The 26,088-nt window shown below is 69.0% G+C and carries 23 protein-coding genes and 1 tRNA gene; 18 read left to right on the top strand and 6 right to left on the bottom strand.

The genetic code is table 11. The features are described from left to right. Positions 1–5 precede the first annotated feature (5 nt). From OL358_RS14070 to pyk, 8 genes are all read left to right on the top strand, one after another. Positions 6–236: a DUF6704 family protein gene (locus OL358_RS14070; protein WP_264710694.1), complete on the top strand. Its 231-nt coding sequence runs from the start codon at positions 6–8 to the stop codon at positions 234–236. Between the two features lies 1 nt (position 237). Next, entirely contained in the window at positions 238–1,014 is a 777-nt protein-coding gene (trpC, locus tag OL358_RS14065; RefSeq protein WP_264710693.1) for an indole-3-glycerol phosphate synthase TrpC, read from the top strand. Continuing rightward, entirely contained in the window at positions 1,011–2,276 is a 1,266-nt protein-coding gene (gene trpB / locus OL358_RS14060; protein WP_264710692.1) for a tryptophan synthase subunit beta, read from the top strand. Before trpC ends, trpB begins: the two co-directional genes overlap by 4 nt. After that, positions 2,273–3,067: a tryptophan synthase subunit alpha gene (trpA, locus tag OL358_RS14055; RefSeq protein WP_264710691.1), complete on the top strand. Its 795-nt coding sequence runs from the start codon at positions 2,273–2,275 to the stop codon at positions 3,065–3,067. Before trpB ends, trpA begins: the two co-directional genes overlap by 4 nt. A 56-nt stretch (positions 3,068–3,123) precedes the next feature. After that, entirely contained in the window at positions 3,124–4,095 is a 972-nt protein-coding gene (gene lgt / locus OL358_RS14050) for a prolipoprotein diacylglyceryl transferase (RefSeq protein WP_264710690.1), read from the top strand. A 66-nt stretch (positions 4,096–4,161) separates the two neighbouring features. Then, the gene (gltB, locus tag OL358_RS14045; protein WP_264710689.1) at positions 4,162–8,724 is read left to right on the top strand and encodes a glutamate synthase large subunit; all 4,563 of its coding nucleotides are present in this window, start codon (positions 4,162–4,164) and stop codon (positions 8,722–8,724) included. Continuing rightward, positions 8,717–10,183 (top strand): glutamate synthase subunit beta, encoded by a 1,467-nt coding sequence (locus OL358_RS14040; protein ID WP_264710688.1) that lies wholly within the window; start codon positions 8,717–8,719, stop codon positions 10,181–10,183. Before gltB ends, OL358_RS14040 begins: the two co-directional genes overlap by 8 nt. Positions 10,184–10,231: 48 nt before the next feature. Then, a complete protein-coding gene (pyk, locus tag OL358_RS14035; RefSeq protein WP_264710687.1) occupies positions 10,232–11,683 on the top strand; it encodes a pyruvate kinase in 1,452 nt (483 codons plus the stop codon). A 79-nt stretch (positions 11,684–11,762) separates the two neighbouring features. On the opposite strand, the gene OL358_RS14030 is transcribed toward pyk, so the two are convergent. Next, on the bottom strand, positions 11,763–12,278 hold the full coding sequence (locus OL358_RS14030) for a hypothetical protein (RefSeq protein ID WP_264710686.1): 516 nt from the start codon (positions 12,276–12,278) through the stop codon (positions 11,763–11,765). Positions 12,279–12,558: 280 nt separating this feature from the next. Here OL358_RS14030 and OL358_RS14025 point away from each other — a divergent pair, with 280 nt between their 5' ends. Together OL358_RS14025 and OL358_RS14020 are read left to right on the top strand one after the other, a co-directional pair. After that, positions 12,559–12,936: an SHOCT domain-containing protein gene (locus OL358_RS14025; protein ID WP_264710685.1), complete on the top strand. Its 378-nt coding sequence runs from the start codon at positions 12,559–12,561 to the stop codon at positions 12,934–12,936. A 139-nt stretch (positions 12,937–13,075) separates the two neighbouring features. Next, complete coding sequence (locus OL358_RS14020; protein WP_264710684.1) at positions 13,076–14,476, top strand: MinD/ParA family protein; 1,401 nt, start codon at positions 13,076–13,078, stop codon at positions 14,474–14,476. A gap of 4 nt (positions 14,477–14,480) precedes the next feature. Here the strand turns inward: OL358_RS14020 and OL358_RS14015 are convergent. Continuing rightward, a tRNA-Leu gene (locus tag OL358_RS14015) sits at positions 14,481–14,563 on the bottom strand. A gap of 50 nt (positions 14,564–14,613) precedes the next feature. Here OL358_RS14015 and OL358_RS14010 point away from each other — a divergent pair. Beyond that, positions 14,614–15,231 carry an ANTAR domain-containing response regulator gene (locus OL358_RS14010; RefSeq protein WP_264710683.1) on the top strand — a complete coding sequence of 206 codons (618 nt, stop codon included), beginning with the start codon at positions 14,614–14,616 and terminating at the stop codon, positions 15,229–15,231. Positions 15,232–15,298: 67 nt separating this feature from the next. Here OL358_RS14010 and OL358_RS14005 read toward each other — a convergent pair whose 3' ends face one another. Then, positions 15,299–15,724 carry a hotdog fold thioesterase gene (locus tag OL358_RS14005; RefSeq protein WP_264710682.1) on the bottom strand — a complete coding sequence of 142 codons (426 nt, stop codon included), beginning with the start codon at positions 15,722–15,724 and terminating at the stop codon, positions 15,299–15,301. A 57-nt stretch (positions 15,725–15,781) separates the two neighbouring features. Between OL358_RS14005 and polA the strand changes: the two genes are divergently transcribed. Together polA and OL358_RS13995 are read left to right on the top strand one after the other, a co-directional pair. After that, positions 15,782–18,421: a DNA polymerase I gene (gene polA, locus OL358_RS14000; protein WP_264710681.1), complete on the top strand. Its 2,640-nt coding sequence runs from the start codon at positions 15,782–15,784 to the stop codon at positions 18,419–18,421. 58 nt (positions 18,422–18,479) lie between these two features. Then, a complete protein-coding gene (locus OL358_RS13995) occupies positions 18,480–20,153 on the top strand; it encodes a DUF885 domain-containing protein (RefSeq protein WP_264710680.1) in 1,674 nt (557 codons plus the stop codon). Between the two features lie 11 nt (positions 20,154–20,164). Here the strand turns inward: OL358_RS13995 and OL358_RS13990 are convergent, their stop codons facing one another. Next, a complete protein-coding gene (locus tag OL358_RS13990) occupies positions 20,165–20,791 on the bottom strand; it encodes a phosphoribosyltransferase (RefSeq protein ID WP_264710679.1) in 627 nt (208 codons plus the stop codon). A 108-nt stretch (positions 20,792–20,899) separates the two neighbouring features. Here OL358_RS13990 and OL358_RS13985 point away from each other — a divergent pair, with 108 nt between their 5' ends. Genes OL358_RS13985 through OL358_RS13975 form a run of 3 tightly spaced genes read left to right on the top strand, consistent with a single transcriptional unit; the run spans position 20,900 to position 24,116 of the window. After that, positions 20,900–21,937, top strand: a complete 1,038-nt coding sequence (locus OL358_RS13985; RefSeq protein WP_264710678.1) for an LLM class flavin-dependent oxidoreductase — start codon at positions 20,900–20,902, stop codon at positions 21,935–21,937. 36 nt (positions 21,938–21,973) lie between these two features. Further along, the gene (locus OL358_RS13980; protein ID WP_264710677.1) at positions 21,974–23,335 is read left to right on the top strand and encodes an MFS transporter; all 1,362 of its coding nucleotides are present in this window, start codon (positions 21,974–21,976) and stop codon (positions 23,333–23,335) included. A 19-nt stretch (positions 23,336–23,354) separates the two neighbouring features. Beyond that, positions 23,355–24,116 carry an SGNH/GDSL hydrolase family protein gene (locus tag OL358_RS13975; RefSeq protein ID WP_264710676.1) on the top strand — a complete coding sequence of 254 codons (762 nt, stop codon included), beginning with the start codon at positions 23,355–23,357 and terminating at the stop codon, positions 24,114–24,116. Here the strand turns inward: OL358_RS13975 and OL358_RS13970 are convergent. After that, positions 24,011–24,622: a DUF2087 domain-containing protein gene (locus tag OL358_RS13970; RefSeq protein ID WP_264710675.1), complete on the bottom strand. Its 612-nt coding sequence runs from the start codon at positions 24,620–24,622 to the stop codon at positions 24,011–24,013. The two genes, OL358_RS13975 and OL358_RS13970, sit on opposite strands and share 106 nt — an antisense overlap. Beyond that, positions 24,619–25,188 (bottom strand): dihydrofolate reductase family protein, encoded by a 570-nt coding sequence (locus tag OL358_RS13965; protein WP_264710674.1) that lies wholly within the window; start codon positions 25,186–25,188, stop codon positions 24,619–24,621. The genes OL358_RS13970 and OL358_RS13965 overlap by 4 nt, the downstream gene beginning before the upstream one ends. 85 nt (positions 25,189–25,273) lie before the next feature. Between OL358_RS13965 and OL358_RS13960 the strand changes: the two genes are divergently transcribed. Together OL358_RS13960 and OL358_RS13955 are read left to right on the top strand one after the other, a co-directional pair. After that, positions 25,274–25,645, top strand: coding sequence for an ArsR/SmtB family transcription factor (locus OL358_RS13960; RefSeq protein ID WP_264710673.1), 372 nt, complete (start codon positions 25,274–25,276; stop codon positions 25,643–25,645). After that, entirely contained in the window at positions 25,642–26,088 is a 447-nt protein-coding gene (locus tag OL358_RS13955) for an SRPBCC family protein (protein ID WP_264710672.1), read from the top strand. Before OL358_RS13960 ends, OL358_RS13955 begins: the two co-directional genes overlap by 4 nt.

Here is a 26,088-nt window from a genome sequence, read left to right as displayed (position 1 = left end):
GATCCATGAGCAACCACATCGGCGACCCCGGCCACGGACACTCGCCCGCCGCCTGGACAGCCGTCGTGATCATGCTCGTCGCGGTCACGCTCGGCACGCTGTTCTACTGGTTCGACATGCCGGTCCTCGTGTGGGCTTCGGCCGCGCTCCTGGTCGTGGGTCTCATCGTGGGCTGGATCATGGCCAAGTCGGGCTATGGCGTCAACGGCCCGAAGTACTCCTCGAAAGAGCACTGACATGCTCGCCGACCTCACGGCCGGCGCGGTGGAGGATGCCGGGGCCCGTGCCTCGGAGCGGCCGTTCGCGGTCGTCGAGGCTGCGGCACTCGCGCAGCCGTCCGCCCGCGACGCCCTCGCCGCCCTGGCCCCCGCCGACCGCGTCAAGATCATCGCCGAGGTGAAGCGGGCGAGCCCGTCCCGCGGTGATCTCGCCGCCATCCCCGATCCCGCGCTGCAGGCACGCCGGTACGAGGAGGGCGGGGCATCGGCCATCTCCGTGCTCACCGAAGGACGCCGCTTCAAGGGCAGCCTCGCCGACCTCGAGGCCGTCCGCGCCGCCGTGGACCTTCCCGTGCTGCGCAAGGACTTCATCGCGAACGAGTACCAGGTGCTCGAGGCCCGCGCGGCCGGTGCCGACCTCGTTCTCCTGATCGTCGCAGCGCTCGAGCAGGACGTGCTCTCACGCCTCCACACGCTGATCCTCGAGCTGGGCATGACGCCCCTCGTCGAGGCGCACTCCGCCGACGAGGTCGACCGCGCCGTCGACGTGGGTGCCCGGCTCATCGGCGTGAACGCCCGTGACCTGTCGACGTTCGAGCTCGACCGCGACCTGTTCGGGCGCGTGGCCGACCGTATCCCCGCGGGCGCCGTCAAGGTCGCCGAGTCCGCGGTGCTCACTCCGGCGGATGTCGCGCACTACCGCGCCGCCGGAGCCGACGTCGTGCTGATCGGCGAGGCCCTGGTGACCAACGACCCGATCTCGACCCTTCGATCGTTCCTGGAGGCGGGCGCGTGAGTCTTCGCGAAGCATCCGGTCCCTTCTTCGGCGACTTCGGCGGGCGGTACATGCCGGAGTCGCTCATCGCCGCGATCGACGAGCTGACGGCGGAGTACGAGGCCGCGAAGGCGGATCCCGCCTTCCAGGCCGAGTTCGTCCGCCTGCTGAACTCCTACGCGGGGCGCCCGTCGCCGATCACCGAGGTGCCCCGGTTCGCGGCGCACGCGGGCGGTGCGCGGATCTTCCTCAAGCGCGAGGATCTCAACCACACCGGCTCGCACAAGATCAACAACGTGCTCGGCCAGGCGCTGCTCACCCAGCGCCTGGGCAAGACGCGCGTGATCGCCGAGACCGGCGCGGGACAGCACGGCGTCGCCACGGCGACCGCGGCCGCCCTCTTCGGCTTCGAGTGCACGATCTACATGGGCGAGGTCGATACGGAACGCCAGGCGCTCAACGTCGCCCGGATGCGCCTGCTCGGCGCCGAGGTCGTGCCGGTGACGACCGGTTCGCGAACGCTCAAGGATGCGATCAACGACGCCTACCGCGACTGGGTCGCGAGCGTCGAGAACACCAACTACATCTTCGGCACGGCGGCGGGACCACACCCGTTCCCCGCGATGGTCCGCGATTTCCAGAAGGTGATCAGCGAAGAGGCCCGCGCGCAGCTGCTCGACGCGGCCGGCCGGCTCCCCGACGCCGTGCTCGCGTGCGTGGGCGGCGGCTCGAATGCGATCGGCATGTTCGACGCCTTCCTCGACGATGAGGGCGTGAAGCTGTACGGCGTCGAGGCCGCGGGCGACGGGGTCGACACGCCCCGTCACGCGGCGTCGATCGAGCGAGGCCGCCCGGGCGTGCTCCACGGCGCCAAGACCTTCGTCCTGCAGGACGAGGACGGCCAGACGATCGAGTCGCACTCGATCTCCGCCGGCCTGGACTATCCGGGCGTGGGTCCGGAGCACGCGTGGCTTTCGGCGATCGGGCGCGCGGAGTACATCCCCGCCACCGACGACGAGGCGATGCAGGCGCTGCGACTGCTGTCCGAGACCGAGGGCATCATCCCGGCGATCGAGTCGGCGCACGCGCTGGCGGGCGCCCTGCGGATCGGGCGCGAACTCGGCCCCGACGCGGTCCTCGCGGTGTGCCTCTCGGGTCGCGGCGACAAGGACATGGATACCGCCGCGCGCTACTTCGATCTCTACGACAAGGGCAGGGATGCCGCGGCCGCCGCCGCCGCGCCGCACGACGATGCCGCCCACGGCGAGGGGGAGAAGCTGTGACCTCGCGCGTCGCCGCCGCGATCGGCGCGGCACGAGCCGAGGGCCGCGGAGCCTTCGTCGGCTACCTGCCGCTCGGATTCCCCGACCTGCAGGGCAGCATCGACGCCGCCGTCGCCCTCGCCGAGAACGGCGCCGACATCCTCGAGCTCGGTCCGCCCTACTCGGATCCCGTGATGGACGGAACGGTCATCCAGGAGGCCACGCAGGCCGCGCTCGCGGGCGGTTTCCGGCTGCGCGACACCTTCACAGCGGTCGCCGAGATCACCCGCCGCGTGGATGTGCCCGTTCTCGTCATGACCTACTGGAACCCCGTGCTGCAGTACGGAGTCGACCGCTACGCCGATGATCTCCTCGCGGCCGGCGGTGCAGGGCTCATCACGCCCGACATCACCCCCGATGCGGCATCCGAGTGGATCGCCGCGAGTGAGCGCACGGGCCTCGATCGCGTGTTCCTCGCGGCGCCGACGTCGACCGACGAGCGTCTCGCGCTCATCGCGGCATCGTCCACCGGATTCGTCTACACCGTCTCGACCATGGGGATCACGGGGGAGAGGGCGCAGCTGGATGCCGCAGCCCGCACCCTCGTGACGCGCCTGCGCGCGCACGGGGTCGAGAACGCGTGCGTCGGCATCGGCATCTCGACCGCCGAGCAGGTCGCCGGCGTGCTCGAGTACGCCGATGGCGCGATCGTCGGCACCGCGCTGGTGCGCGCACTGCGTGACGGCGGCCTCGAGGGCCTGGCGGCGTCCGCGCGCGCTCTCGCCGCCGGCACCGCGCGCACCGCGAACTAGACTTCTTCCGTCGGCTCGCCGCCGGCACCCCCGAACAGCCAAGGAATCGATCGCACATGATCTCCGCCGCCGCGAGCGTCCTCACCAGCATTCCGAGCCCGTCGGTCAGCTCGTTCCCGCTCGGACCGCTCACCATCCACTTCTACGCGCTGTGCATCATCCTGGGCATCATCTTCGCTGTGCTGCTCACGAACCACCGGCTGACGAAGCGCGGCGCGGAGCCGTGGGTCGTGATCGACATCGCGCTGCTGGCCGTGCCGCTCGCGATCATCGGCGCGCGCATCTACCACGTGGTCACCCACTGGGACTTCTACTTCGGGCCGGGCGCGAACCCGCTGTCCGCGCTGTTCATCTGGGAGGGCGGGATCGCGATCTACGGCGCCCTCATCGGCGGCGCGGTCGGTGCGTGGCTCGGCTGCAAGTGGACCGGCATCCGGTTCTGGACCTTCGCCGACGCCCTCGCTCCCGGCCTGCTCCTCGCGCAGGCGGTGGGTCGATTCGGGAACTGGTTCAACCAGGAGCTCTACGGCCTCCCGACAGACCTGCCGTGGGGCCTGGAGATCGACTACCCGAACCCGGCGTGGCCCGTCGGCCTGCCCGAGGGCACGCTCTTCCACCCCACGTTCCTCTACGAGGTGATCTGGAACCTGCTGGGCGTCGTCTTCCTGCTGTGGGCCGGCAAGCAGTTCCGTCTGCAGTGGGGCCGCCTCTTCGGCCTGTACCTCGTCTGGTACAGCGCGGGCCGCATCGTGTGGGAGTCGATCCGCATCGACCCGAGCGAGATCATCCTGGGACTGCGCACCAACGTGTGGGCCGCGATCGTGGGTGTCGCCGTCGGTCTGGTCATCTTCTTCGTGCAGAAGCGCCGCCACCCCGGATTCGAGCCTTCACCCTATGTGTCCGGACGCGAGTGGAAGGCCGGACAGGCTGTACAATCGCAGGACACCGACGACTTCGTCGACGTCAGCGAACCCCCGACGTCCGAAGTCGACGAGGCCAGCGCCACAAGCACTCCCGCCACGAAATAGCGCGCTCCGCGCGCGCCCCCGGGCCGACGTCGTCCCATTTTGAGTATCAACGTGAGGACGGTAGGCATGGCTGCGAGCCCCCTGTCGGGTTTCCCGCGCAAGCAGGGCATGTACAACCCGGCGTTCGAGAAGGACGCGTGCGGTCTGGCGATGGTCGCCACACTCCGCGGTGAAGCCGGACACGACATCATCGATCTGGCGCTCACGGCGCTGCGCAACCTCGAGCACCGGGGCGCGATCGGCTCCGACGCCGGTACCGGCGACGGCGCGGGCATCCTCACCCAGATGCCCGACGAGTTCCTTCGCGCGGTCGTCGAGTTCGACCTCCCGCCCGTGGGGGAGTACGCCGCCGGAATGATCTTCCTGCCCCGCGACGACGACGAGCGTGCAGCCCAGAAGTCCGGGATCGAGCAAATCGCGGCATCCGAGAACCTGACGGTGCTCGGCTGGCGCGAGGTTCCGACCGCCGACGAGAACCTCGGCAAGCTCGCCTTCGCGGCGCGACCCGTGTTCGAGCAGCTGTTCGTCTCACGCCCCGCGGTGGGTGACGCACCGGCGCTGTCGGGGATCGGCCTGGACCGTCGCACCTTCCGCCTGCGCAAGCGCGCACGCACCGAGCTCGACGCCTACTTCGTGTCGCTGTCGGCGCGCACACTCGGGTACAAGGGCATGGTCACCACGCTCCAGCTCGAGCCGTTCTATCCCGACCTGCAGGACGAGCGCTTCGCGTCCGAGCTCGCGGTCGTGCACTCGCGCTACTCGACGAACACCTTCCCGTCGTGGCCGCTTGCGCAGCCGCTGCGGATGCTCGCGCACAACGGCGAGATCAACACGGTCAACGGCAACCGCAACTGGATGCGCGCCCGGCAGTCGCAGCTGGAGTCGGAGCTGCTCGGCGACATCCGCCCGCTGCTGCCGATCTGCACCGACGGCGCCAGCGACTCCGCGTCGTTCGACGAGGTTCTGGAGCTTCTCACCCTCACCGGGCGCACCCTGCCGCACGCGATCATGATGATGGTGCCGGAGGCCTACGAGAAGCAGGCCGACATCGACCCCAAGCTGCGCTCGTTCTACGAGTTCCATTCCATGCAGATGGAGCCGTGGGACGGTCCCGCAGCGCTCATCTTCACCGACGGCACGCTCGTCGGTGCGACGCTCGACCGCAACGGATTGCGTCCGGGACGCTGGACCGAGACCACCGACGGCCTCGTCGTGATCGGCAGCGAGACCGGCGTGCTCGACTTCGCACCTGAGCGCATCAAGCGGCGCGGCCGGCTGCGGCCGGGCCGCATGTTCCTCGTCGACACGGCGCAGGGCCGCATCGTCGAGGACGACGAGATCAAGCGCGACCTCGCCGAGCTCGAGCCGTGGCAGGAGTGGCTCGACGCCGGGCGCGTGCGCCTGGCCGATCTGCCCGAGCGCGAGCACATCGTCCACCCGATCGCCTCGATCACGCGTCGTCAGCGCACCTTCGGCTACACCGAGGAAGAGGTCCGGATCCTCCTCACCCCGATGGGCCAGACGGGCGCCGAGCCGCTGGGCGCGATGGGGTCCGACACACCCGTCGCCGTGCTCAGCGAGCGGCCTCGCCTGCTGTTCGACTACTTCACGCAGCAGTTCGCGCAGGTGACGAACCCGCCGCTGGACTCGATCCGCGAAGAGGTCGTCACATCCCTGTCCCTCGGGCTCGGACCCGAGCGGAACCTCCTGGAGTGGGGCGAGGGGCACACGCGCGTCGTCACGCTCGACTTCCCGGTCATCGACAACGACGAACTGGCGAAGATCCAGCACATCGACACGGCGCTCCCCGGCCGCACGTCGGTCACGATCCGGGGTCTGTACCGCGTCGAGGCCGGCCACAAGGGCATGCAGAAGCGCCTCGCGCAGATGTGCCAGGAGGTCGACCAGGCGATCGAGGACGGCGCCGAGTTCATCGTGCTGTCCGACCGCGACTCCAACAAGGACCTCGCCCCGATCCCGTCGCTGCTCATGCTCGCCGCGGTGCACCACCACCTCATCCGCAACGAGACGCGCATGACCTGCGGTCTCGTGGTGGAGGCGGGTGACGTGCGCGAAGTGCACCACGTCGCCACCCTCATCGGGTACGGAGCATCCGCCGTCAACCCGTACCTCGCGATGGAGACGGTCGAGTACCTCGTGCGCGCCGGATACATCACGGGCATCGCTCCCGAGAAGGCCGTCAAGAACCTGATCTACGCGCTCGGCAAGGGCGTGCTCAAGATCATGTCGAAGATGGGCATCTCGACGGTGTCGTCGTACGCCGGCGCGCAGGTGTTCGAGGCCGTCGGCCTGTCCGAGGAGTTCGTCGAGAAGTACTTCACGGGCACGGAGTCCAAGCTCGGCGGCGTGGGGCTCGACGTGATCGCCGCGGAGAACGCCGCCCGTCACGCCTACGCCTACCCCGAGGATGCCGCCGTCCGCGCGCATGAGCGCCTGTGGACCGGTGGCGAGTACCAGTGGCGCCGCGACGGCTCGCCCCACCTCTTCAACCCCGACACGGTGTTCCGTCTGCAGCACGCGACCCGCACGCGCCGCTACGACATCTTCCGCGAGTACACGAAGCTCGTCGACGACCAGGCGAGCGAGCTCAAGACCCTCCGCGGGCTCTTCCGCTTCAAGACCGACGGCCGCACGCCGGTGCCGATCGACGAGGTCGAGTCGGTGGCGTCCATCGTGAAGCGGTTCTCGACGGGTGCGATGAGCTACGGCTCGATCTCGAAGGAGGCGCACGAGACCCTCGCGATCGCGATGAACCGCCTCGGCGCCAAGTCGAACACCGGCGAGGGCGGCGAGGACGTCGATCGTCTTCTCGACCCTGAGCGGCGCAGCGCGATCAAGCAGGTCGCATCGGGCCGCTTCGGCGTGACCAGCCTGTACCTCACGGAGTCCGAGGACATCCAGATCAAGCTGGCGCAGGGCGCCAAGCCCGGTGAGGGCGGACAGCTGCCGCCGACCAAGGTGTACCCGTGGGTGGCGCGCACGCGCCACGCGACGGCCGGAGTGGGTCTCATCTCGCCTCCGCCGCACCACGACATCTACTCGATCGAAGACCTCAAGCAGCTCATCTTCGACCTCAAGCGCGCGAACCCGAAGGCCCGTGTGCACGTCAAGCTCGTGAGCCAGTCGGGCATCGGCGCGGTCGCGGCGGGAACCGCCAAGGCCCTCGCCGATGTGATCCTGGTCTCCGGCCACGACGGCGGCACCGGGGCGAGCCCGCTGAACTCGCTCAAGCACGCCGGAACCCCGTGGGAGCTCGGCCTCGCCGAGACGCAGCAGACGCTCATGCTCAACGGCATGCGCGACCGCGTCGTCGTGCAGGTGGACGGTCAGCTCAAGACCGGACGCGACGTCGTCATCGGTGCGCTGCTCGGCGCTGAGGAGTTCGGCTTCGCGACGGCTCCGCTCGTCGTCTCCGGCTGCATCATGATGCGCGTCTGCCACCTCGACACCTGCCCCGTCGGGGTCGCGACCCAGAACCCGGTGCTGCGCTCGCGCTTCAACGGCAAGCCGGAGTTCGTCGTGAACTTCATGGAGTTCATCGCCGAAGAGGTGCGCGAGTACCTCGCGGAGCTCGGCTTCCGGTCGCTCGACGAGGCCATCGGCCGCAGCGAGCTGCTGGACATCGACGGCGCCGTGAACCACTGGAAGGCGAGCGGGCTGGACCTCAGCCCGGTGCTCGAAGGCCCCGCATTCTCCGATGATGAGGCGCGTCGCAACACCACGTCGCAGAAGCACGATCTCGACGAGCACTTCGACGTGCCGCTGATCGAGCGCGCACAGGATGTGATCGCGCACGGCGGCCAGCTCACGATAGACCTGCCGATCCGCAACACGGAGCGCGCCGTCGGCACGCTGCTCGGTCATCACGTGACCGTCGCCCGCGGCGAGAACGGTCTTCCCTCGGGGAGCATCGTCGTGAACCTGACGGGGTCCGCCGGTCAGTCGTTCGGCGCCTTCATGCCCGCGGGCATCACGCTGCGCCTCGAGGGCGACTCCAACGACTACGTCGGCAAGGGTCTGTCCGGCGGCCAGATCGTGGTGCGCCCGCCGCGCAGCGCGACCTTCGACGCATCGCAGAACGTGATCGCCGGCAACGTCATCGGCTACGGCGCGACGCAGGGCACGCTGTTCCTGCGCGGCGTCGTGGGGGAGCGCTTCTTCGTGCGCAACTCCGGCGCGACCGCGGTGGTCGAGGGTGTGGGCGACCACGCGCTCGAGTACATGACGGGCGGGCTCGCCGTGATCCTCGGCGCGACCGGCCGGAACCTCGGCGCGGGCATGTCGGGCGGCACCGCCTACGTGTACCGCCTCGACCGCAAGCTCGTGAACCGCGAGGCTCTCGCGACGGGCGAGCTCGAACTCGGAACACTCGGATCGGGCGACGCCGAGATCCTGCGCGACCTGCTCGAGCAGCATGTCGCCGAGACCGACTCGACCCTCGCGGCGGCGCTGCTCGCCGACTTCGAGAACGAGCTCGACAACTTCGTCCGCGTCATGCCCCGCGATTACGCCGCGGTGCTCGAGACGCGCCAGAACGCCGTCGCCGAGGGGCTGGACCCCGACGGCGACGTCGTCTGGAACCGCATCCTGGAGGTGACGGGTGGCTGACCCGAAAGGCTTTCTGAAGGTCACCGAGCGAGAGCTGCCCGCGCGGCGGCCGGTGCCGGTGCGCATCATGGACTGGAAAGAGGTCTACGAGCCGGGCGACTCCGCCGTCCTGCGTCGGCAGGCCGGTCGCTGCATGGACTGCGGTGTGCCGTTCTGCCACAAGGGCTGCCCGCTCGGGAACCTCATCCCGGAGTGGAACGACCTCACCTGGCGCGGCGAGGGCCGCTCGGCGAGCGAGCGTCTGCACGCGACGAACAACTTCCCGGAGTTCACGGGCCGGCTCTGCCCCGCACCGTGCGAGAGCTCGTGCGTGCTCGGCATCAACCAGCCCGCGGTCACGATCAAGCAGATCGAGGTCTCGATCGTCGACGAGGCGTTCTCCCACGGCTGGATCGAGGCCGAGCCCCCCGGGCGCCTCACCGGCAAGACGGTCGCCGTCGTCGGATCCGGTCCCGCGGGACTCGCTGCCGCTCAGCAGCTCACCCGCGCTGGCCACACCGTCGCCGTGTTCGAGCGCGACGACCGCATCGGCGGTCTGCTGCGGTACGGCATCCCGGACTTCAAGATGGAGAAGAAGCACCTCGAGTCCCGCCTTCGCCAGATGCGCGACGAGGGCACGCGGTTCCGTGCCGGGGTCGAGATCGGCAAGGACATCTCGTGGAGCGACCTGCGGGCGCGCTACGACGCGGTCGTGATCGCGACGGGGTCCACGGTTCCCCGTGAGCTCGCGATCCCCGGGCGCGACCTGGCCGGCGTGCACTTCGCGATGGAGTACCTCGTCGAGTCGAACAAGGCGGTCGCCGGGGACGCGGTGCCCAACCAGATCTCGGCCGAGGGCAAGCACGTCATCGTCATCGGCGGCGGTGACACAGGCGCCGACTGCATCGGCACCGCGCACCGTCACGGCGCGCTCAGCGTCACGAACCTCGCCATCGGGCGGCGTCCTCCGGGCGAGCGCCCGGAGCACCAGCCGTGGCCGATGTCGCCGACGCTCTTCGAGGTGCAGTCCGCCCATGAGGAAGGCGGCGAGCGGTCGTACCTGGCCAGCACGGTCGAGTTCCTCGCGAACGAGGCCGGGGAGGTGCGCGCGCTGCGCGTGGCCGAGACCGAGTTCGTGGACGGCCGCCGCGTTCCCAAGAGCGGAACCGAGCGCGAGATCCCGGCGGACCTCGTCCTCATCGCGATGGGCTTCACGGGCCCGGAGCGCCAGCTGCTCGAGGAGCAGTTGGGTGCGCAGTTCACCGGAACGGGCAGCGTGCAGCGCGAGAACGACTACCAGACCACCGCGCCGGGCGTGTTCGTGGCCGGCGACGCCGGTCGCGGCCAGTCCCTGATCGTGTGGGCGATCGCGGAGGGCCGCGCGGCCGCCGCGAGCGTCGACGCCTACCTCATGGGGGAGACGCAGCTGCCCGCCCCCGTCCGCCCGACCGATGTCGCGATCGGCCTGCAGCCCGCGTAGGCTGGCATACGGCATTCGCCCTCGAAAACACCCGGAGAAAACACACGGATGAGACGCGCCAAAATCGTCGCAACCCTTGGTCCCGCCACCTCAACGTTTGAGAGCGTTCGCGCGATCATCGATGCGGGCGTCGACGTCGCCCGCTTCAATCTGAGCCACGGCGACTACTCGGTCCACGACAACAACTTCGCCAATGTGCGCAAGGCCGCCGACGACGCGGGCCGTCCCGTCGCCGTCCTCGTCGACCTCCAGGGTCCGAAGATCCGCCTGGGCAAGTTCGAGAACGGACCCCACGAGCTCGCCGTCGGCGACATCTTCAAGATCACCACCGACGACATCCTCGGCACGAAGGAGATCGTCGGCACCACGTTCAAGGGCCTCCCCAACGACGTCAAGGCGGGGGACTTCCTCCTCATCGACGACGGCAAGGTGCGCGTCGAGGTCGTCGAGACCGACGGGACCGTCGTCACCACGAAGGTCATCGTGGGCGGCCCGGTGTCCAACAACAAGGGCATCAACCTCCCCGGCGTGGCGGTCAACGTCCCCGCGCTCTCGGAGAAGGACGAGGCCGACCTGCGCTGGGGCCTTCGCGCCGGCGCCGACATCATCGCCCTCTCGTTCGTCCGCGACGCGAAGGACGTGCAGCGCGTGCACGTCATCATGGCCGAGGAAGGACGCCATCTGCCGGTCATCGCGAAGATCGAGAAGCCGCAGGCCGTCGACAACCTCGAAGAGATCATCGACGCGTTCGACGGCATCATGGTCGCCCGCGGCGACCTCGGCGTGGAGCTCCCGCTCGAGGCCGTCCCGATCGTCCAGAAGCGCGCCGTCGAGCTGTGCCGCCGCATGGCCAAGCCCGTGATCGTCGCGACCCAGATGCTCGAGTCCATGATCGAGAACCCGGTGCCCACGCGCGCCGAGACGAGCGACGTCGCCAACGCCGTCCTCGACGGCGCTGACGCGGTCATGCTCTCCGGCGAGACCAGCGTGGGCAAGTACCCCGTGGGCGTCGTCGAGACGATGGCCCGCATCATCGACTCCACCGAGGAGCACGGCCTGGAGCGGATCCAGCCGCTGACCACGAAGCCCCGCACGCAGGGTGGCGCCATCACTCTCGCGGCGCTCGAGGTCGCCGAGTTCGTCGACGCGAAGTACCTGTGCATCTTCACCGAGTCGGGCGACACCGCACGACGCATGTCGCGGCTGCGTCCGCGCATCCCCATGATCGGGTTCACCCCCGAGCCGGCGATCCGTCGCCGCATGGCGCTGACCTGGGGAGTGAAGTCGACGCTCGTCGAGCACGTCGCGCACACCGACCGCATGTTCATCCAGGTCGACGACTATCTCCTGGCGAACGACCTCGCGAAGGTCGGCGACAAGGTCGTCGTGATCTCGGGCTCGCCTCCCGGGATCATCGGCTCGACCAACGACATCCGCATCCACAAGGTCGGCGACGCCGTCCACGGCAAGGCGCCGATCTACAAGTCGAAGGAAATCTGACCTCCGGTTCCACCGGTACGACGGTCGCGCTCACTATGCTGAGCGCGACCGTCGTCGTTTCCGCACTGCGACGGCGGGATCAGGTTTGGGCGGGTGCGCGGTCGAGCATTGCGCTGAGCTCATCGGCGACGTGGATCGGGGCTTCGCCTCGATCGAGCACAACACGGACAACGCCGCTCTTCTTCCGTGCGACGCTACTCGCTGAGACCACGCCAGATCCGTCGACGAGACGGATCTCGTCGTATCTGATCGAACTGTCGATCTCGTCCAGGTAGTTTGTGCGCCCGAGATCGTAGTGAAGCTCCGCCCAGCAGCCTGCCAAGTCGAGTTGCGATGGATAGCGGTCCGCAAGGCCGTCTGGAGGATCGAGCGGCATGTTCCACATGGTTTGAAGCGCCTCCTGCATGAGAGCATCTGAGCTGCCTAGCGCAAGCGTTCGGCGCGCGCCTGACGCGCCCCCGAAGAGAACGACCTCTTCGCCGCTGAATTCGATCGCTGTGCAGATGATGTCGCGTCGACGCTGAGACTTCTCAATCCCGGAGAGCCGGACGAGAAATCGACGCTGGGCCCCGAGAGCCGGTGCGGGAGTGTTCACGTGTTGAGCGAGAGAGCCAGGATCGCGGTGGGCACAACAATTCGGCGGAGTTCGAGCATGAGAATCCCCTAGATAGTCGGGGGGACAGTTTGCAATCATCTGCGAGCGGTGTTCACGTGTCAAGCGATCACCGCCATGATCCGATCGTCGGCGACGCCGTCCACGGCAAGGCGCCGATCTACAAGTCGAAGGAAATCTGACCTCCGGTTCCACCGGTACGACGGTCGCGCTCACTATGCTGAGCGCGACCGTTGTCGTTTCTGTGACTGGAGGCCCTCGCATGGATTTCTTCTGGTGGCTGCTGTGGATCTTCTGGTTCACCGCCTACATCTACGTGGTGGTCGTCATCATCACCGACCTGTTCCGTGACGAGAAGCTCAACGGATGGTTCAAGGCGCTGTGGATCATCGCCCTGGTCTTCATTCCGTTCCTCACGGCGCTCATCTACGTGATCGCCCGCGGATCCGGCATGGCGCAGCGGGCGCGGGCGCGCTACGCCGGCGCCCCCGAGGTCGACGACTACAAGCCGGCGGCCTCCGCGAGCCCCGCCGACGACATCGCCAAGGCGAAGGCTCTCCTCGACGCGGGTTCGATCTCGCAGGGCGAGTTCGATGCCCTCAAGAGCAAGGCGCTCGGGAACCAGTACTTCGGCGCCTGAACGACGCAGAAGAGCGGATGCCTCGGCACGGGGCATCCGCTCTTCTGCGCGTGCACACGGACTCGGCACGCCTCGGCCGCACCGCGCGCCGTGTCGGCTAGCGTTGTCTCGCGCTCAGGCCCACCGCGCAGGAGGAACCATGACTACACGCACGCCCGAAGCGACGGTGCACATCCTGTCGAGCACGGTTGCCGAGGTTCACGTCGGATCCGACGTCGAAGAGGTCATCGCTGCCGACAGCCGCGCGCTGCGCGATCGTGTCGTCGAGGAGATCCGGCTGCTGGCGGCATCCGCGGGCGAGCCGGCTCACGCGACCCTGGTCGAAGGGTCCTCGCGCTGGCCTCTGATCGTGCATCCCGACGGCACCTTCGCGGAGTCAGCACCCGCCGCCGCGGCTGCTCCCGCCGCCGAGCCCGCGAGCGTCGAGCCCGCTTCCGCCGCCGAGCCGCTGAGCGTCGTGCCACTGAGCGCACCGGTGAGCATCAGCGCCGCACCTGTACCGGCACCCGCGCCCGCGGCGACATCCGTCGTCGAGGAAGCCCCCGCCACGCGCTCCACGGAGCCTCCGCTCACGCGCGCATCGTCATCCGCGGCACGCGAGATCGCCAAGCCGACCGTCCAGGACCTGCTCGACTCCCGCGATGACGGCGACAAGCCGCGTGCGACCGAGGGCTGGCAGGCCGCCGTCCGCAGGGCGACCGGAGGCCTGATCTCGCCCCAGCCGGGTCGTGGAGAGCAGTCGCGGCTCGACCGCGAGAAGCGCGTGCAGCGCCGCCTCGATGCGCCGCGCACGATCGTCGTGCTCAACCCGAAGGGCGGCGCGCACAAGACCACGAGCACGCTGCTGCTCGCCGCGACCTTCGGCACGCTGCGGGGTGGCGCGACGCTCGCGTGGGACAACAACGAGACCCGGGGGACGCTGGGCTGGCGCGCGCAGAACGCGCCGCACCATCGCACCGCCGTCGATCTCCTCGAGGATCTCGACCGGTTCTCCGATCCGAGCGCGTCGGGTCTCGCGACCCTCGACACCTACGTGCGCACGCAGGTCGACGCGCGATTCGACGTGCTCGCCTCCGACGAGGATGCCGCGGCATCCTCCACCATCGACGCGGTGGCGTTCGATCGCCTTCACGGGCTGCTGCGCCGCTACTACCGGCTCATGATCGTCGACACCGGCAACAACATGCGGGCGTCCAACTGGATCGCCTCGGTCGCGGCCGCCGACCAGCTCGTCATCGTCTCGACGGTGCGGGAGGACACGGCCGCCAGTGCCGCGTGGCTCCTCGACGGACTGCGCGAGAAGGGCTTCGGCGACAAGGTCGACCGCGCGATCACCGTGCTCACCGCGCCATCGTCGCGACCCGACAAGAAGCTCGAGGCGCGTCTGACCCGCCATTTCCAGCAGGTGACCTCGGGTGTCGTGATCGCGCCGTTCGACGCGTCTCTCGTCGACGGCGGTCCGATCGACTTCGATGCACTGTCGCCTGAGACGGGCGACGCCTGGCTGACCGCGGCGGCGACGATCGCGGATCGCCTCTGACGAGTGCCGGTGGTGGGAGTCGAACCCACACGCCCTTTCGGGCAACCGAGTTTGAGTCGGTCGCGTCTGCCATTCCGCCACACCGGCAGGCGGCTGATGCCGCGCTTCCGCGATTGACCATACCGTAGGATTCAATGGTGACTGACCAGGAGCAGACCCCCCCAGCGCCGGCCTCGACCCCCCGCCGCGTGGTGGTCGCCGAGGACGAGTCGCTGATCCGCCTCGACATCGTGGAGATCCTCCGCGACAACGGATTCGACGTCGTCGGCGAGGCGGGTGACGGCGAGACGGCCGTGCAGCTCGCGACAGATCTGCGTCCCGACCTCGTCATCATGGACGTCAAGATGCCTCAGCTCGACGGCATCTCGGCGGCCGAGAAGCTCAGCAAGAACCACATCGCACCGGTGGTCCTCCTCACGGCGTTCAGCCAGAAGGAGCTCGTGGAGCGCGCGAGCGAGGCCGGCGCGCTGGCCTACGTCGTGAAGCCGTTCACGCCCAACGATCTGCTCCCGGCGATCGAGATCGCACTGGCCCGCTACGAGCAGATCATCACGCTCGAGGCCGAGGTCGCCGACATGGTCGAGCGCTTCGAGACCCGCAAGCTGGTGGACCGCGCGAAGGGCCTCCTCAACGAGAAGATGGGCCTGTCCGAGCCCGAGGCGTTCCGCTGGATCCAGAAGGCGTCGATGGATCGCCGCCTCACCATGCAGGACGTCGCCAAGGCGATCATCGAGCAGCTCGCCCCGAAGAAGTAGGGCGCACGGAGTTCAGAGAAGCGGATGTCTCCCACGGGGCATCCGCTTCTCTCGTTCTCGCCGATCGCTAGTCGATCCGGCGTATGTGGTTCGTGATGCGGACCGTGGAGCAGCGGCGGTCCTGATCGTCGGTCACGACGATCTCGTGCACGGTGATCGTGCTGCCGAGATGGATCGGCGTGCACACCCCGGTGACGAGTCCGGATGTCGCCGAGCGGGTGTGGGTGGCGTTGATGTCGACGCCCACGGCGAGCCGTCCGGGGCCGGCGTGAAGGTTCGCCGCCATCGATCCGAGGGACTCGCCGAGCACGACGTAGGCGCCGCCGTGCAGGAGCCCGACAGGCTGGGTATTGCCTTCGACGGGCATCGTCGCGACGCAGCGTTCGATCGAGAACTCGGTGAACACGACGCCCATCTTCTCGGCGAGTGCGCCCATTCCGCGGTTCGCCGCCCACGTGAGGCCATCGGTGTTCGCGGGGGAGTTCTCGGGCATGCGCGCACCTTCGGGACGAGGGGAGGGGGTGTCGTCGACCCTGGCTAGAGTTGCAGGGTGACGGACTCCGCAAAGCCTACCCTTCTCGTCGTAGACGGCCATTCGCTGGCCTACCGGGCGTTCTACGCCCTCCCCGTCGACAACTTCTCGACGAAGGACGGGCAGCACACCAACGGCATCTACGGGTTCCTCGCGATGCTCATCAACCTCATCAAGGCCGAGCGTCCGACGCACCTGGCCGTGGCGTTCGACACGTCTCGGCAGTCGTTCCGCACGCGCGAGTACCCCGAGTACAAGGCGAACCGCTCCGAGACGCCGTCCGAGTTCAAGGGACAGATCCCGATCCTGCAGGACTGCCTCGCTGCGATGAGCATCACCGTCATCCAGAAAGAAGACATCGAGGCCGACGACATCCTCGCGACGCTGGCCACGCAGGCGGCCGAGGAGCACTTCGACGTCCTCGTGTGCTCGGGCGATCGCGACACCATTCAGCTCGTCGACGACGACGTCACGCTGCTCTATCCGAACGTGCAGGGCGTCTCGCAGCTCAAGCGCTACGACCGCCAGGCCGTCATCGATCGCTACGGGGTGCCTCCGGAGCAGTATCCCGACATCGCCGCGCTCGTCGGCGAGACGAGTGACAACCTGCCCGGCGTGCCGAAGGTCGGCGAGAAGACCGCGGTGAAGTGGCTGAACCAGTTCGGGTCGCTCGACGAGCTGCTCGACAACGCCGACAAGGTCACCGGTGTCGTCGGCGGCAACCTACGCGACAATCTCGACACCGTGCGGCGCAACCGCGCCCTCAACCGGCTCCTCCGCGATGTCGAGCTTCCCGTCGCGGTGGCCGACCTCGAGGTGAAGCCGATGGACGCGCAGGCGGTGCGCGACATCTTCGCGCGGCTGGAGTTCAAGACGCTCATTCCGCGCGTGGCCGAGCTCGCCGGCATCGAGCAGCAGATGGCCGCGGTCGCGAGCGCCGCTGCCGTGCCGATGCCGGTGCCCGTCGAACCCTCGCCGGCCGACCTGCTCGCGTGGCTCGAGGCGGCGCAGGGTGAGGTGGGCGTCAGCCTCGTCGTCGAGGGCGGCCTTCCTCGCCGGGCGGGCTTCGCGACGGCGGATGCCGCGGCCGAAGCCGACTGGACCCCCGAGGTCGCGGACGCACTGCGTTCGTGGCTCGCCTCCGACGCGCCGAAGGTGCTCAGCGACGCGAAGCCGCAGGTCAAGGCGCTCCGCCGCGCAGGATTGACCCTCGGCGGTCTCGCCTTCGACACGATCGTGGCCGGGTGGCTGCTCCGGCCAAGCTTTCCCGACAAGACCCTCGCCGACCTCGTCGACCGGTACCTCGACGAGAAGCTCCCTGAAGCAGACCCGACCCAGCTGGTGCCCGAGACCGAGGGCGCCACCCCCGGTCAGCTCGCCTGGTTCGGCATCCGCGTGACGGAGGCCCTGCGCGGCGAGCTGGCCGACAGCGTCGCCGCGGTGCTGTCCGACATCGAGCTGCCGACGCTGCTCACTCTCGCCGACATGGAGCTCGCCGGCGTCGCGGTGTCGCACGACACGCTCTCCTCCTTCTCGGGCGAGCTGGGCGAGCGTGCCGACGCGATCGCGCAGCAGGCCTTCGCCGCCATCGGCCGAGAGGTCAACCTCGGCTCGCCGAAGCAGCTGCAGGAGGTTCTCTTCGACGAACTGCAGCTCCCCAAGACCCGCAAGACCAAGACGGGGTACTCGACGGATGCTGCGGTCCTCGCCGATCTTCAGGAGAGCAACCCGCACCCGTTCCTCGATCTGCTGCTCCAGCACCGCGAGGCGACGAAGCTGCGTCAGATCATCGAGTCGCTCGACACGGCGATCGCGACGGATGGGCGCATCCGGACCACCTACGTGCAGACCGGGAGCCAGACAGGACGACTGTCGAGCACCGACCCCAACCTCCAGAACATCCCGATCCGGAACGAGGAGAGTCGCCGCATCCGCTCCGCGTTCACCGTCGGCGAGGGCTACGAGACGCTGCTGACCGCCGACTACTCGCAGATCGAGATGCGCATCATGGCGCACCTCTCCGAAGACCCCGGCCTGATCGAGGCGTTCAACTCCGGCGAAGACCTCCACCGCTTCGTCGGTGCTCGAGTCTTCGCCGTCGACCCCGCCGACGTGACGCCCCAGATGCGCACGAAGGTCAAGGCGATGTCGTACGGTCTCGTCTACGGCCTGTCGGCGTTCGGGCTGTCGAAGCAGCTGCGCATCGAGCAGTCCGAGGCGAAGCAGCTCATGATGGAGTACTTCGCCCGCTTCGGCGCGGTCCGCGACTACCTGCGCTCCTCGGTCGAGCAGGCGCGCATCGACGGGTACACCGAGACCATCTTCGGGCGACGTCGTCCGTTCCCCGATCTCGCGAGTCCCAACCGCGTACTGCGCGAGAACGCCGAGCGCGCCGCTCTCAACGCCCCGATCCAGGGCAGCGCGGCCGACATCATGAAGATCGCCCTGTTCCACATCCACGATGACTTCACCACCGCCGATCTGCGCTCGCGGGTGCTGCTGCAGATCCACGACGAACTGGTCGTGGAGGTAGCCCCGGGGGAGTGGGATGCCGCGGAGCGGATCGTGAAGGACCGGATGGGCGACGCCGCGCAGCTCTCCGTCCCGCTGGACGTGCAGATCGGCCGCGGTGCGGACTGGAACGAAGCAGGGCACTGACGATCCGTGTGTGGCGCGCCGTGTGGCGCGCCACGCGACGGCTCCTTAGGCTCGATCTATGACTGACGAAACACGCACGCCCACGCCGATCGACACGATCGCTGACGCATGGGTCGACACCCTCGCCGAGCTCGAACCGACCCTCGCGACCTACATCGGCCGCACGGAGTTCAACGACCGCTTCGGCGACTACAGCCCCGCAGGCCACGAGCACCTCACCGCCGAGGGCCGCAAGACGCTGGCCGCCCTGACCGCGGCGACTCCGGTCGACGACATCGACGTCGTCACCAAAGAGGATCTCGCCCGTGAGATCGAGCTCGGCATCGAGCTCCACGAGGCGCAGTGGCATCTGCGCGACATCAATGTGATCGCTTCGCACGCGCAGAACATCCGTTCCGCGTTCGACCTCATGCCCACTGCGACGCCGGATGACTGGTCGGTGATCTCCACGCGCCTCGGCGCCGTTCCGGCCGCGATCGAGGGATACGTCGAGTCGCTGCGCGCCGGGATCGAGCAGGGCGTCGTGCCCGCTCGTCGTCAGGTCGTCGAGGTCGTGACGCAGATCGGCCGCTACACCGAGGACGGCGGCTTCTTCGCGACGTTCGCGGCCGAAGCCGCCCCGGAGGAAGGACAGCTTCCCGCCTCGCTCGCGCGCGATCTCGCCGACAACGCGAACGCCGCCCGCGTGGCCTACGACGAGCTCGCCGCCTTCCTGAGCAGCGAGCTCGCACCGGCCTCGACCGAGAAGGACGCGGTCGGACGCGAGCTGTACGCGCTGCACTCGCGGCAGTTCCTCGGCGCCACCGTCGACCTCGACGAGACCTACGAGTGGGGCATCGAGGAACTCGCGCGGATGGTCGCCGAGCAGGAGTCGATCGCCCACGAGATCAAGGCCGGAGCGTCCGTCGAGGAGGCCGTCGCCTTCCTCGAGAAGGATGACAGCCGCAAGCTCTACGGCACTGACGCGCTGCAGCGCTGGATGCAGGAGACCAGCGACCGAGCCGTCGTGGAGCTCGGTCGCACGCACTTCGACATTCCCGACCCGATCCGACGGCTGGAGTGCATGATCGCGCCGACGAAGGAAGGCGGGATCTACTACACGGGTCCGACCGACGACTTCTCGCGCCCTGGCCGCATGTGGTGGTCGGTCCCCGAGGGCGTGGAGTCGTTCGACACGTGGCGCGAGCTCACGACGGTGTACCACGAGGGCGTCCCTGGACACCACCTGCAGATCGCGCAGGCCGTGTACAACCGCGCGCAGCTGAACTCGTACCGCCGGCTGCTCGGCGGCACGTCGGGTCACGCCGAGGGCTGGGCGCTGTACGCCGAGCGGCTCATGGAACAGCTCGGCTACCTGGACGATCCGGCCGACCGGCTCGGCATGCTCGACGGCCAGCGCATGCGCGCCGCCCGCGTCGTGCTCGACATCGGCGTCCACCTCGAGAAGGCCCGTCCCGACGGCCAGGGCACGTGGGATGCCGGATTCGCGCTCGACTTCATGCGCCACAACGTCAACATGCCCGACGAGTTCGTGAAGTTCGAGGTCAACCGCTACCTCGGCTGGCCCGGACAGGCACCGTCGTACAAGGTCGGCCAGCGGATCTGGGAGCAGCTCCGCGACGACGTCGCCGAGCGCGAGGGCGCCGACTTCTCGATCAAGCGCTTCCACAAGCGAGCGCTCGATATCGGCGGCGTCGGACTCGACACCCTCCGCAGCGCACTCTCGCGCTGACCCGCGGCGGATCAGGCGCGGGGGTCGTGGTGCAGCAGCGCCACGACCTCCGCGTCGCTCGTCTGCGCGAAGTCGTCGTAGAACTCGCCCACCGCCCAGAATCGCTCCTGGCGGTGCGGGCACACGTACTCGTCGACAGCGACCGGGTCCGGCGTCCACGCCGCGGGTGCGACGGGCACCGCGAGAACGATGTGCGCGACATCCCGACCACGCAGCGACCGGCATGCCGCGGTCGCCGTGGCACCTGTCGCTATGCCGTCGTCCACGACGATCACGGTCCGTCCGGCGACGCCCTCGATGCTGCCGAAGATGACCGAGCGGCGTCGGAGTTCTTCGCGCTCGACCGCCTCGACCGCGTCCAGCTGCGCGGGTGTCGCCGCTCCGATGCGACCTCCCTGCTCGGTGAGCACGCGGACGTCGTCCGCGATCGCCCCGACGGCGAACTCCTGCTGCCCGGGTGCTCCGAGCTTGCGTACGACGATCGCCGCGAGCGGCAGGCCGAGAACGCGTGCGACCTCGGCGGCGACGACGATCCCTCCGCGGGGGATTCCGGCGATGACGGCATCCGCACCGCGCCACGCAGCGAGACCGGCCGCGAGGTCGACCCCCGCCGCCGTGCGGTCCGCGAAGATGGCCATGCGGTCACGCTACGCCCGAGGCATCCGTCTGTCTGCGGGAATGCGACGTCGCCGCTCACGGTTCCCTCTCACGCGTGATGCATTCACGCGAATGGAAAGGATGCTCGAATGACCGATCTCACCGCCGTCGAACTGGGTCTCGACACGTTCGGAGACGTCACGCGTGACGCGTCCGGCACGCGTCTCAGCGATGCCCAGACGATCCGCAATGTCGTCGAGCAGGCGGTGCTCGCCGACCGCGTCGGCCTGTCGTTCTTCGGGGTGGGGGAGCACCACCGGCCGGAGTTCGCCGTATCGAGCCCCGAGATCGTGCTCGCGGCGGCTGCCGCCCGCACCGAGAACATCCACCTGGGGACCGCGGTCACCGTCCTCTCGAGCGACGACCCGGTGCGCGTCTACGAGCGCTTCGCCACCCTCGACGCCGTGTCCGGAGGGCGCGCGGAGGTCATCCTCGGCCGCGGATCCTTCATCGAGTCGTTCCCGCTCTTCGGCTACGACCTGCGCGACTACGAGACCCTCTTCGACGAGAAGCTCGACCTCTTCTCACGCCTCCTCGACGAGAAGCCGGTGACGTGGCAGGGCACCTTGCGTGCGCCGCTGGAGGACGCCGACGTGTTCCCGAAGACCGAGAACGGTCTGCGCGCGTGGGTCGGCGTGGGAGGGACGCCCGAGTCCGTGGTTCGCGCTGCGCGTCACGGGTACGGGCTCATGCTCGCGATCATCGGCGGCCCGGCGGACCGATTCCGGCCGTTCGCCGACCTGTACCGTCGCTCGTTGACGAGCTTCGAGAAGCCCGAGCTTCCGATCGGCGTGCACTCGCCAGGCCATGTCGCCGACACCGATCAGCAGGCGTGGGACGAGGCCTACGAGGGCTTCGAGGCAATGAACAACACCATCGGCCGCGAACGCGGCTGGCCTCCCTACAGCCGGATGCGGTTCCAGCGCGACGTCGGGCCCGAGGGAGCGCTCTATGTGGGCTCGCCCGAGACGGTGGCCCGGAAGATCGCGGACACGGTCGCGACGCTCGGCATCCAGCGTTTCGACATGAAGTTCTCGACCGGCACGCTGTCGCACGAGCGCATGATGCGCTCGATCGAGCTCTATGGCTCGCGCGTCGCGCCTCTCGTGCGCGACATGCTGTCGTGACTGCCGCAGGGGACGCGGCATCCGTAGCATGACGCTATGACGGATGCCGAGCCCCGCGTCGCAGCCACGTTCTCGGAACGCCTCGATGCCCTGCCCTTCACGCGTCGCCACCTGCGGGTGCTGACCGGATCGGGGCTCGGGTGGGCGCTGGACGCGATGGACGTCGGGCTGATCTCCTTCGTGATCACCGCTCTCGCGGTGCAGTGGAGCCTTCAGCCGCAGGAGACGGCCTGGATCGCCTCCGTCGGCTTCATCGGCATGGCGATCGGTGCGAGCGTCGGCGGTCTTCTCGCCGATCGGTTCGGCCGCCGATCGGTCTTCGCGATCACGCTCCTGGTGTACGGGCTCGCCACCGGCGCGAGCGCCCTCGTCGGCGGGCTCGCGGCACTGCTCGTCCTGCGATTCCTCGTGGGACTCGGCCTCGGAGCCGAGCTGCCGGTCGCGTCGACGTACGTCAGCGAGTTCGCCCCGGCACGGATGCGCGGACGATTGATCGTGTTCCTCGAGGCGTTCTGGGCGATCGGCTGGACCGCGGCCGCGCTGATCGGCTACTTCGTGATCCCGGCATCCGAGGCCGGCTGGCGCTGGGCGTTCGCGCTCGGCGCGATACCGGCGGCCTACGCCCTCTTCGTGCGGTGGGGACTGCCGGAGTCCGCCCGGTGGCTCGAGCGCCGAGGACGGCATGCCGAGGCGGATGCGGTCGTCCGGTCCTTCGAGGAGTCTGCGGGTGCGACATCCGCTCCGTCCCCTGCTGCGGTACCGACCGCGGATGCCGCGCCGCCCGTGGCCACCAGCGTCGGCTCGCGCCTGGCCGCGCTGTGGGCGCCGGAGTTCCGGGTGCGGACGGCGTGCCTGTGGCTGGTGTGGTTCTGCGTGAACTTCTCGTACTACGGAGCGTTCATCTGGATTCCGTCGATCCTCGTCGCCCAGGGGTACGACCTCGTCCGTTCGTTCGGGTTCACGTTGATCATCACGCTGGCGCAGCTTCCCGGGTACGCCGTCGCCGCGTGGCTCATCGAAGTCTGGGGGCGGAGGCTGACGCTCTCGGTCTTCCTCGTGGGCTCCGCCGTCGCCGCGGGCTTCTTCGGCACCGCAGGGACCGAAGGCGCGGTCATCGCCGCAGGCATGGCGCTGTCGTTCTTCAACCTCGGCGCGTGGGGAGCCCTGTATGCCGTCACGCCCGAGATGTATCCGACTTCGCTGCGGGCCACCGGCTCGGGGTGGGCGGCGGGTGCCGGCCGCATCGCGTCGATCATCGCGCCCCTGAGCGTGCCGCTGCTGCTCTCCGCCGGGGGAGCGCCGGCCCTGTTCATCGTGTTCGCGGCCTTCTTCACCGTCGCCGCGGCGGCGGCCTGGGGGCTCGTCGACCGACGGGGCGCGGCGCTCGACGACCGCTGACCCGCCGTAGGCTGTGACGATGGCATCCGTGCGGTACGTCGCGATCGGCGACTCCTTCACCGAAGGCGTGGGCGACGAGCTCCCCGATGGCCGCGTGCGCGGGTGGGCGGACCTGGTGGCGCAGGGATGGGCGGATGCTTCGGCGCAGCCGGTCGAGTACGCGAATCTCGCGATCCGCGGCAAGCTCGTGTGGCCGATCGTCGAGCAGCAGCTCGAACCGGCGCTGGCGCTCAAGCCCACGCACCTCTCGTTCAACGGTGGCGGCAACGACATGCTGCGGCCCCGCACGAGTGTCGCTCGCGTCGTCGAGGCCTTCACCCACGTGCTCCGCCGCTGCGACGAGGAGGGCGTGAAGCTCATCGTGCTGTCCGGCGCCAATCCGTCGGCGCAGCTTCCGCTGAGCCGCGTGATCCAGAGACGCGGCGATCTGCTCTCGGCCGCCGTGTCGAAGAAGCTGGCGGATCGCGGCGACCTCGTCCGTGCGTTCAACTGGCCCGATCGCGAGCTCTCGAGTCCGCCGTACTGGTCGGAGGATCGGCTTCACATGAACTCCCGCGGACACCACCGCGTCGCCGCGCGCGTGCTGACCTCCCTCGGGCTCGAGCCGGCGTCCGGCTGGTGGTCGCTTCCGGAGCTTCCGGCCGCGGCGAACCGCGGCGCCGCCTACTATCGCGATCACGTCGGACCCTGGGTACGGCGCCGGCTGACGGGCACGTCGTCGGGTGACGGCCGCGAGCCCAAGCACGGCGAGTGGTTCGAGGTGCGCCCTTCAGGCGACTGAGCCGGTCGGGTCCTCGACTCTTCCTCGACCTCGAGTTCGACGGGCGCGTACTCCGATCCCGACCTGGTGCGCTCGAGAAGTTCGGCGTCGACCAGGTGGCGGCGAAGCAGCGCGACGTCATCGGTGAAGGGTGCGAGCCGCTCGTTCGTCTCGCTCTCGCTGAGCACGTCGCCGGGAGCGAACGCGCGCGTCGCGACCCAGCGGAGCAGCTCCGCGCGCTCCGTCGCCTGCACCGGATAGCGGTCGATGCGCCCGGCACCGTCGAGGAAGCGCTCCGGGCCCGTCGGTCGCGTCTTCGGCTGCTCGGCGAGCAGGGCGCGCACGAAGTCCTCGTCGAATACCACGCCGTCCGGCGACGCGCGCAGCAGCCCGATATCGAGAAGGCGTTCGGTCGCGCGCTCCCGTCGCGAGGCGGTCAGGTCGGTCGCGCCGATCGCCTCCGCCAGCACCGCGCGCAGGTCAGGATTGAGCAGGGCGGCCACGATGCCGCGCCAGCGGTCGCTCACGACTGCTCACCCGTCACCGCGTACGTCAGTTCGGCGAAGGCACCCGCCTGGCGCACGCCGGTGAGCGTCAGCCTGTCGGCGCCGAGATCGCGGGGGAGAAGCGGCTTGCCCGAGGTGAGTGTCGCGGGTGCGACGGATACGAGGATCTCATCGAGCAGCCCAGCATCGGCGAACTGCCCGGCGAGATCGCCTCCGCCGACGACCCAGACGTCGCGGTCGGCCGCCGCTTCGAGGATTCGCGGCCACACCGCGCTCACGTCGCCGCGGACGAAGCGGATGTCAGCCCCCGGCACCGACGGCAGCTCCCGCCCCGTGAACACGAACGTCGGGCGGGCGCCGTAGTACGCCGGCCACTTCTCGGGGTGTGCGATCAGATCCTCCTGGCGCAGGACCCATTCGTACGTGGAGGACCCCTGCACGAGGACCCCGATGCCGGAGAGGAACTCCTGGAACGCGCCGTCTCCGCCCTCGCCGCCCGGCACGGCGAAGAGCCAGTCGAGCGAATCGGCATCGTCGGCCAGGAAGCCGTTGAGGGTGGTGGCGGTGTAGAAGATCACGCGCGGCATCCCGCCACGCTAGCGCGACCGTCCGACAGTTGACACGTATTCAACTAATCGGTACTGTACCAATGAGTTGAACAAGGAGGAGACGATGAGCAGCGATCCGCTCAGCCGCACATTCGCGGCGCTGGCCGACCCCACGCGGCGGGCGATGCTCACGCGCCTCAGCGGGGGAGCGGCCACCGTGGGTGAGCTCGCCGAACCGTTCGACATGACGTTCGCCGCGGTGTCGAAGCATCTCCGGGTCCTCGAATCCGCCGGTCTCGTCACCCGCGGGCGCGAAGCCCAGTACCGACCGGCTCAGCTCGATGCGCGACCTCTCGTCGAAGCATCCCGTTGGATCGAGGACTACGCCCGCTTCTGGGAGGACAGCGTCGATGCGCTCGACCAGTACCTCAACGCTCTGCAACAGCTCAGCCCGCCGCCCACGACGGACGGCACCGACACGAAGGAAGACCGATGACCGAGTACTTCACCATCACCCGCACACTCCGCGCACCGCGCGAGCTCGTCTTCGAAGCGATCACGCTGCCCGAGCACTTCGCGGTGTGGTTCGGCACCGCCGCCGTCGAGGTGCCGCAGGAGTCGCTGACCATGGACGTGCGGCCGGGCGGCGCCTTCCGCGCCGTGATGGTTCTGCCGGACGGGAATCGCATCGACTGGGCCGGCGAGTACAAGGTCGTCGAGCCGCCGTCGCACCTGGCGATGACACTCACCGATCAGCCCGGAGACGATGCGGGCCTCCCCGTGCTGTTCGACCTTGAAGAGGTCGACGGGGGCACCCAGCTGACGATTCGCCAGGATCGTTCGGACTTCAGCGACGAGCAGGTCGCGGCGACGATCGCCGGTTACAACGCGTTCGTCGACGACATCGAGCGGGTCCTCGAGTCACTGCAGACGGCCTGA

Origin of the sequence: Microbacterium sp. SSM24 (genome assembly GCF_025989145.1) — a bacterium.
GTDB lineage: Bacteria > Actinomycetota > Actinomycetes > Actinomycetales > Microbacteriaceae > Microbacterium.
Note: the sequence above shows the minus strand (reverse complement) of the source record. Positions and strands in the feature narration are given on the sequence as shown.